The 8091-nt window shown below is 49.4% G+C and carries 4 protein-coding genes; all 4 read right to left on the bottom strand.

All coding sequences use genetic code 11. The features are described 5' to 3' along the window. Positions 1–153: 153 nt before the first annotated feature. On the bottom strand, positions 154–1590 hold the full coding sequence (locus J0A65_RS20595; RefSeq protein ID WP_206596222.1) for a hypothetical protein: 1437 nt from the start codon (positions 1588–1590) through the stop codon (positions 154–156). After that, the gene (locus tag J0A65_RS20590) at positions 1590–6644 is read right to left on the bottom strand and encodes an AAA domain-containing protein (protein WP_206596221.1); all 5055 of its coding nucleotides are present in this window, start codon (positions 6642–6644) and stop codon (positions 1590–1592) included. Before J0A65_RS20590 ends, J0A65_RS20595 begins: the two co-directional genes overlap by 1 nt. 178 nt (positions 6645–6822) lie before the next feature. Beyond that, on the bottom strand, positions 6823–7017 hold the full coding sequence (locus tag J0A65_RS20585; RefSeq protein ID WP_206596220.1) for an AlpA family transcriptional regulator: 195 nt from the start codon (positions 7015–7017) through the stop codon (positions 6823–6825). Position 7018: 1 nt separating this feature from the next. Then, positions 7019–8091: hypothetical protein (locus J0A65_RS20580; RefSeq protein ID WP_232850079.1), on the bottom strand; the 1073-nt coding region annotated here is incomplete at its 5' end.

Below are 8091 nucleotides of genomic sequence, written 5' to 3'. Positions count from 1 at the left end.
TCGATGACCAAGCTCTTGGGTTGGGGAACTGATGACATCCCTTACGCGATCCCTGCTACTGCAAATGCCTGGTTGCACTCTACAACAAAAGCATGGCACGGCGTTCACAAAGCGCGGCAGTCACTGACAGCATAGAGCGGAGCATCAACACCACTACAAATTCCTGCCCAGATCAGCCAAGCCTCCCAAGTACCTTGGCTTATTCTCAAAGCTGTACTCATCAAGAACAGACCTAACTAGCCCCTCAATACTCCTCACGCGAGCTGGGTCTTCAGTAATAAATCCAAACGGAATTGGTACAGGGTAACGGTCAGGCACCACAAGATGATAGATAACAACTGCAAAGCAGCCGCTCAGCATAAAAACCTCTAGAGGCGCCAAGGTTTCAGACTCGACAAAACCGTGCAAATACTCTTTCGCCTCTGCACAATCATTATTTGCAGCCTTTTTCGACTGCCAATCCTTGCTAGACGACAAGGGAATCAGAATCTCTGCCTCAAAAGCATGCCGGTCGTTTCGTTTGCTTTTCAAACCCGCATACTCAACGAACTTACTTAAAGCTTGACCATGGCGAGAGCTTTTACCCCACAATCCATGGGAACACGGTGCAAGCCAGGTAAGTCTTGTAGCAACTTCACGCTCAGAATCAGAAATTTTCTCATGGTGTTTTTTCAATAGCGAACACACCTGATCCCAATTTCTATTCAACTGTAAGGATCCATAAATTCTTACATCACCACGGCGATCATCTAAGCCAAACGACAAGGCACGTTGAGCAACTCCTCTGAAATCCATCAATCCACTCGAAAGAGCATCAATCGTTTCTGAATCGCCTAACCTATCTGCCAGTCGAACAATATCATCAAAGTTTTCGCGCCCATTTAGGCTATGCAGCATAGATGCACGACGCCCAATATACTCTTCCTCCTCGGCTATTCCTTTTTTCACCTCGAAACTCAAATCGAGACTATCCACATCAAGGCAAAACGCTTCCTCAACAAGAAAGCATACATCTGAGCTTTTCCTCACGTCGCTTATTTTGTACAACTCCGGGACAGAACCTTGCTGATCCTGCCCTGCCAAGTCCCCGCGACGAAATATCTCATGCAAATTATTCTGAAATGCACCGACCGCCCTCTGCTGTGAAACAGCCCTAACTTCAACACCGGCATCTAGAAGAACTGCTCGCCTTGTACTTGCCGATGGAATCTTTCCCCCAAGATAGGAGAACGTTAGCAAGTCAAAAGTGAATGATCGCCGATACTCCTGCCTAGACCTGACACTGGGAGAGTCTTCATTTCCTGAGAAGAGTCGAAGTCCTTTTTCTGAAAGACCAATCCGCCCATCTGGTTGGACAGAAACCTCTCCCTTCTGGAAAAAGGGTGTCAATGCCGCACTCAACTCTTTCGAAGTGAAACCGAAGTATCTAGCTATATCAGCCGACATCAAAGGGGAGACTTTCAACAAACGCAGCAAGAACTCAGAAACGAATGGAAGCCCTCCTTTTTCAATCAGAGAATATTCAATTCTGAACTGCTGTGCCGGCACACAGATATCAACTTCAAACAAAACCAAAGCTTCACCAGCCATCATGCAGCTCCTTTTGCATTTACTACCGAAGTGATCCTGTAGCGCTCACCATCCTGACGTTCTTGAATATAAGTGGCAACTTTACCCAAGGGCAGATCCGCGTTCCGCCCTGCCCACATACTCATGTCACCGACAATAACCAAACGGTCCATGGCTCGGGACATTGCCACATTTATTCGATTCGGCAACCGCAAGAAGCCTGGAGAAAGGTCTGCAGAGGATCGCGTCAGAGAAACAATGACAATGCGATTTTCTTTTCCTTGGTAACTATCAACAGTGTCAATCTTGACCAATTTCTTGAAATCTTCCGACCATGTTTTCTCGGCAAACTTTTTACGAACCAACTTTTTCTGCTCAGAATACATGCAGATGATCCCAATAGGAGGCTCCATAGTTTCCGTCATTTCCTCAACTAATGCTGAGCTGAATTCCATGTCGCTTTCGATATCTTTGAGCATCCTAATAATGGAGTTTGCCTCAGCATGGTTTACCAAGCTGGTACTACCTTGCTGCTCCGAGTGATTAGCTTGTTTCCCGAGACCCCCCGTATCCAGCCAAGTTACGATTGAACCGATAACATCTGGGGCATTCGAAAAGCATTGCGGCACAGGCCGCGCACCAGTCATTAGCTCACCACCGTAGAAAACCTCCGAAACTAGATCCCCAATCGGTGGTTGCATACGGTACTGAACCTTCAGTGTGGCACTGACACCTCGGCCATAAGCAGACTCAAAAGCGCGCTCGAAATCGCTACGCATGATCCGACGAAACTCATCTGATTGACTATGTAGTCCCAAATCACGGGCGATGGCCTTGAGATGCTCGTCTGCATAGGTTGGGGGAAGCTGCCGATGATCCCCTACCAACAGGATTCGGCTTCCCACCTGCATGGCAATCGCCAGCTCGCTAGGTGAAGAACGTGCAGCCTCATCGATAATGACCCAGTCAAACCGGTTTTCAGCAAGTTTCAAGTGCGGTAGACCAACGCCTACACAGGTCCCACAGACAAGTGTTCTGGCGCGCATCAGAAATTCATCGTAATTAGCGCCATCAGTGGCAATACGTTGCAGCAACTCCTCAGACAACTTGATCAGATCCATGCATCGCTTAAATTCATGCGGCCTGACACCATGGCTGGCGGTAACACTGGCATAGGCCTGCTCAAGCATATTCCGAGCAGTAGACTCTGGGGCTGCAGAGATACCATAGTCATTGGCTAGCGCCTCAAGCAGATCCTCTTGCATTCGACTCAGGCTTGCTCTCAATTGCTTGGACTCGAGAGTGCCCTCACCAGCATCTTGCAGATCCTTATCCAGGCGCTCAATGCTTTTGACCAGTCCGTGAATCCTCGACTCAAGCTCAACCAGGCTCGCGATGAATCCGGCGCTTACCCCAAGTGAGGGAGCCATCAGAGACAAACGCCTTTTTAGCTCAGCGCTAAAGCTCGATTGTTGCTGGGTGACAATCGATTTGGAATAGACATCCTGCAACTCATCTGAGACTACCTGTTCGCGGTTGCTGAAACGCACAACATCGAGATCGGTATTCAATCTGCGGCAGTGGGCACGAATGCGCTCTGCCGCGGTATTTACAGCCTCATGCGACTGGCTAACAAGAAGGATATTCCTAGCCCCCTCCTCACTTATCAGGTAGTGGCAGAATGCGGCAATAAACTCAGTTTTACCGGTACCGGGTGGCCCCTGCAAAAAACCCACTGGCCCGTTTGTTATCAACTTTGAAAAAGCATCCTTCTGTGCATCGTTGAGACCAATAATCTGCCCGCTTGAAGTCTCTCGCTGGTAGACTGCGAAACCTTCCTCAGTTGGCGGCACAGAAAATCGCTCAGGAACTATACTGCAGCCTTCGTCAAAATAATCAACCAGCCCTGTTACAACTGATTGGCGACCCAATATACGCTCTATCGCGCGCTTACGACGGGTCAGCGAGGACCTGTTCTTATTGCTTTGAAGATAGAGCACATCATCAGCCTTAATAGCAGCTCTGGTTTTTCCTGAGTACACTAAACACAGGGCAGATTTTGTGCTCTTACGAAGATCCACCTCGCCAAGATTGATTTGCTTTTCGCCGTCCTTCTTGATGAGATTAATTTTATCATCAGTCTCGAACGACTCTAAAACCTCACCATTGGCTGTATATGGAATCATGAGCCCAGTTTTGTCTTTGTTAAAGACAGGCTCACCCGACACCTCTAGCGTTGGCAGCCCCTCGACTTCTGTATCCATAATAGCCTTCCAGACTTTACTTGTCTGAATAGACCTCGTTTTTATCTCTGGGACATGCTCTTCATGGATATCATTGTCAGTAGCCAAATCGGTGGAGTTATGCGCACCTCCGGCCTCCTGGTTTACTGAGGAAGCACAGGCAGCATCCATAATACTGGCAACAAGCTCGTCGAACGCCAGATTATTCCCCATAAAGTCTGACAGCTCTTTGAGGTTACTAATATTTGCAACAACTACATTAATTTCGACATCAATTTCAAAATCTGCATTACGCTCAACCCAGTGCGGAACAGCCTCCTGCTGACTGGGCTTGAATCCCCTAACAAAGGCTTTCGAGGACTTCTCATATGCAGCTGAAAAGCTTCCGCCCACACCGCTGAACGTAACGACAGTCTGATGGGCATCCTTTACATCTGGCTTGACGCTGACAAAAAGGCGTCCATTGTCAGGATAAATTGCGAAATCTAGAGGGTCATTTCCGCGCACGGTGACTGTAATAACTGTTCTAGCTTGCTTCGGACGAAACTCACGATTAAGAGCATCACTAAATCGGTCTAGCGCAACGAAGCCTGAATCGCTCTGTAATTCCTCATTAATTGCCTTACGCAGCTCAGCCAGATCATGTTCATCTGGCTGATCCCAGTCCATTCCGAGCAACTCTACAGCCATACGCATGACAGCGAAGTTATCACGCTCGAAAGGTGTGCAGCTTTCGGCTAGAGGACTATATCGATTATTGAAAGGTTCGCTTCCTGAAACTGTAAGATCCGGAAGATCTAGCAGGTAAAGCTGTACGGACTGCCCGCCATCAACTGGCACTACGACTTTGATATTTCCAGGATGGAGATCTCCGTGAGTCAACTGCTGCTCATGCAGACACTCAACTGCAGAAATCAAATTACGAATCAGCTCTTCGGCTCGTCGCGAGCTCAGCTGTGATAATTCGCTCCAGTGTTGGCCATCGATAAATTGTTGAACTAAAAAAGGAGTACCGCTCCTGTCATATCCAAACTGATCAATCCTAGGCAAAAATTCGTAGCCACTTTTATTCAGCAATTCTATTTTTTCAAAAAAGCTGAGCAACATCGGACCTTGCCCTGCCTGCGGAGCATCTGCATGGATCGTAGGCCATAGTTTTACAATGCAATCACCCGACCGATAGACCTCCTTCTCAGGGATATCAATGATTTCCTCATCCACCGGGTAAATTTTGTAAATTCTAGCGCTTGAAGCGGAAAAACGTTCAAGTTGTGACTGATCGAAAGCAAACTGCGCTGTATCTTCTGGCGTTACCTGGTTCAACTCGTCCAGCAACTCACCGGCGTTGGCGTAGCGAGAGCTTGGATTGTGCTCCACCGCCTTGGCGAGAACGCCTGAGTACCATGTATCCGAATCCAGGATGTCATCCCGAACGCTATCGATGTAATCGGTATTCAGCTTGAGAGGTAAAGACTTGGCTTGAGCCAAGTGCCAGCAAAGGAGTCCAAGCGCGAAAACGTCGCGGTGGAAAGGCGTACCGCCGTGCCCTTCATCAGTACGATCTTCTGGAAGAGCAATAGAGCCAATACTCAGTTGATCACGACGCGGTCCAACCGTACCTGCTGGCTGATGATAGGCTGCAATGAAGTTGGACAAAGCAATGGCGCTGGATGGTGAGAACCATACGCTATGGTCGCCCAAATCACGGTGAGCGACCTTAAATCCGTGCATGGCAGCGAACTGCGCGACCAAGATCTTGGCCAACTTTACCCGATCACTCTCCTCATAGTTCTGCGCATATCGATTAATGAATTCGTTGAGCCGGTAGTGACTTGCCGGAAGCTCGCACAGTTCAGAGAATTCTTGAGTAACGGACTGCACGGAGGGGTTTCTGATAGGACGCAGACAACGTTTTGCCAACTCATGATCCCGCTGTCCCAGATAAACCAGAACATCCCGCTCCCTGGAAAGAATCTTGAAGCGCCCCTCTGGGGTTTTAGCATCTACATCATCAAGCTTATTGAAGTCCCACAAACGCAAAAGAGCACGATCAGCCTTGTTATTTTCGTTTGCAGCCTCGTACTCAATATAAACCTCGCCGGGATGCTTGAAAATCGGCTCCCCCTGCGCTCTGAACCCATCAACCATGAGTTCCTTCGGTTTGACACTTCCCTGATTGAGCAGCTGATCAAACACATCAAAATACTGATTCAGACCTGCCGCCTCGGGATGCGGGCGAAACTTGTTATTAAATTGACGCTCGTTGGCCAGCTTCAAGAAGTCATCGAGATGAATTACATGCTCGCGCTCATTGTCGGGTAGCTGATCAAACGTACACTTACCGCTCAAGACCACGCAAAATTTGATATTTGGCACAATGCCTTTCGGAAACTGCTGCCTAACTGCATTGAGCTTTTTCTTGAGTAGAAAAACTTTATTCTGAGTAACCGATATTGGTGAGCGATCACGCTCATCACCATTCTGGTACCACTTGCCACCATGGCTGGTGATAACACCATTCCAATGCTTCAGTTCGACTATGATGACGTTTTTATGGGTCACAATGACAAGATCGAACTCGCCTTCTTTACCGCGCGAGTCCGCAAAACGGAACCCTGCATACCCCTTCCAAGGCCACATACCAGAAGGATGATCGGCCCCTTTGCCTTTCAGAGACAGATTACTGAGCTGCTGAGCCAGAGACTTACCACCCGTTGGAGCGACCGTACCAGGTTGTCCTAGTTCAGGCTCCCCCTTGAAGGCCTTACGCATGCTCTCGATAGCTTCGACCTCATGCCGCAGCAGGCCTCCTTCCCAGTAACGTACTTCCATTTCTAATCTCCATAACTGCCCCACCGCAGCTCATTTGGGCGGAGCAAAACTTCTGTGTCGAGCGCAGCTTACTGATACAAACAAGCGAGGCTTAGCTCGAAGGAAAGACAATCTATTACTGAATTGCAGACTTGTTGAAAGACAACGGCGAAATGTCATCGATCTCGCCGGCATCAAGTTATCGGCATGGGTTAATATCTCGCGCTGCAATCCTGCCCTTAATCCAATCCTGGATCTCACTCTCAAGCCAACCAACACTGCGGCCTACCAATGGGACGGGCCTCGGAAACCCGCCCTCACTGATGAGCTTATAGATTGTTGATCGAGCAAGGCCGGTCGTCTCGATAACTCCGCGGAGACGGATAATTTTCATATCAGGCTTCTTCCTTCACCCACAGAACGGCGAGTGAGATTCGGCTGAACTGCTTGAAATCACTATCAACGGAGTACCGCTCCCCCAGCTCACGATCAATTTCCTTCTGACTCAAGCACTCTGCAAATTTCAGCTCTTGCACAAAGGCTTCATCCAGCAGCACCGCCAAACCATGCGCGTCACCGGCAAGAGTCTCTCGAATAGCACTCACCAGTGACTCGTCTGAATAGACATGTCGAAAGATCAAGCACTCGTTATCGGCGATAAGCTTATCTGCCTCATCAGCCAGCAAATCCTTCATGGCCGAATTCAGCAGCTTGCCTGCAAAGTTCCACCAAGTAGCATTGCCATCGGTATCAAAGATCAGAGTGCTTTTACCCGACTCCATCCATCCGTACTGATCACGGAGATCGGCAAGCAGCCCTTGAGCCCTTGATGAAAGCCCCTCAGGCACGAGATCAGAAACCAGCGCATCAGCTATCGCACGACAAAGCTCGTATCTCAGCGGCTGCGCATCACTAACCCACTGCGATTTACCGCGCACCTCAGAAGGCTCGACAAAGGCTTTTTTCCGCGGCCAGTCGATATAGGTCGTCTGCCAGCTGCGCCCACCTAGCGTAAGCAGCGCCGGGCCGTTATCACGGACAGCGAAGGTCAGTTGATGAACTTCACCCAGCTCCTGCTTACCCCAAAAAACCTTCACCATGGGGGGCGTCGTGAAGACCGAAAAGAGCTCCATGAAATTCTTCTCGCCAAACGTCCTCTCTCCGGCCTTGCCAATCCCGATGAGTCCCTCATCAGAGTGCAATATGCCGGCCCCAAGCATGTAGCTGATAACACCAGCCCGGTCATCCAACGTGACTCCAGCAAAACCCGGCATGCGCCCAACCCACCGGTCGACGTCGGCAGCGATGATGCCTTTTTGCTGAAGCGCCAATGCCATCGTTTGCTGGGCATAGATGTGCATTGGCCTCGCGGGCGGCTCGATAGGTTCGACATACCCCTTCCGCCATAGCTGCAACAATGCCAAAGCGCGAAGAAACGCATCTTCCTTGGTAGCCAGAAACAGACAGT

This window comes from Bowmanella yangjiangensis, assembly GCF_017255015.1.
GTDB classification, from domain to species: Bacteria; Pseudomonadota; Gammaproteobacteria; order Enterobacterales; family Alteromonadaceae; genus Bowmanella; species Bowmanella yangjiangensis.
The sequence above is the reverse complement of the archived record's forward strand: the minus strand, read 5'-3'. Positions and strand labels throughout refer to the sequence as shown.

Bases quoted from the DNA above. Each gene is read 5' to 3' on its own strand.
- J0A65_RS20595 (WP_206596222.1), bottom strand. From the start codon at position 1,590: ATGGCTGGTGAAGCTTTGGTTTTGTTTGAAGTTGATATCTGTGTGCCG.
- J0A65_RS20590 (WP_206596221.1), bottom strand. From the start codon at position 6,644: ATGGAAGTACGTTACTGGGAAGGAGGCCTGCTGCGGCATGAGGTCGAA.
- J0A65_RS20585 (WP_206596220.1), bottom strand. From the start codon at position 7,017: ATGAAAATTATCCGTCTCCGCGGAGTTATCGAGACGACCGGCCTTGCT.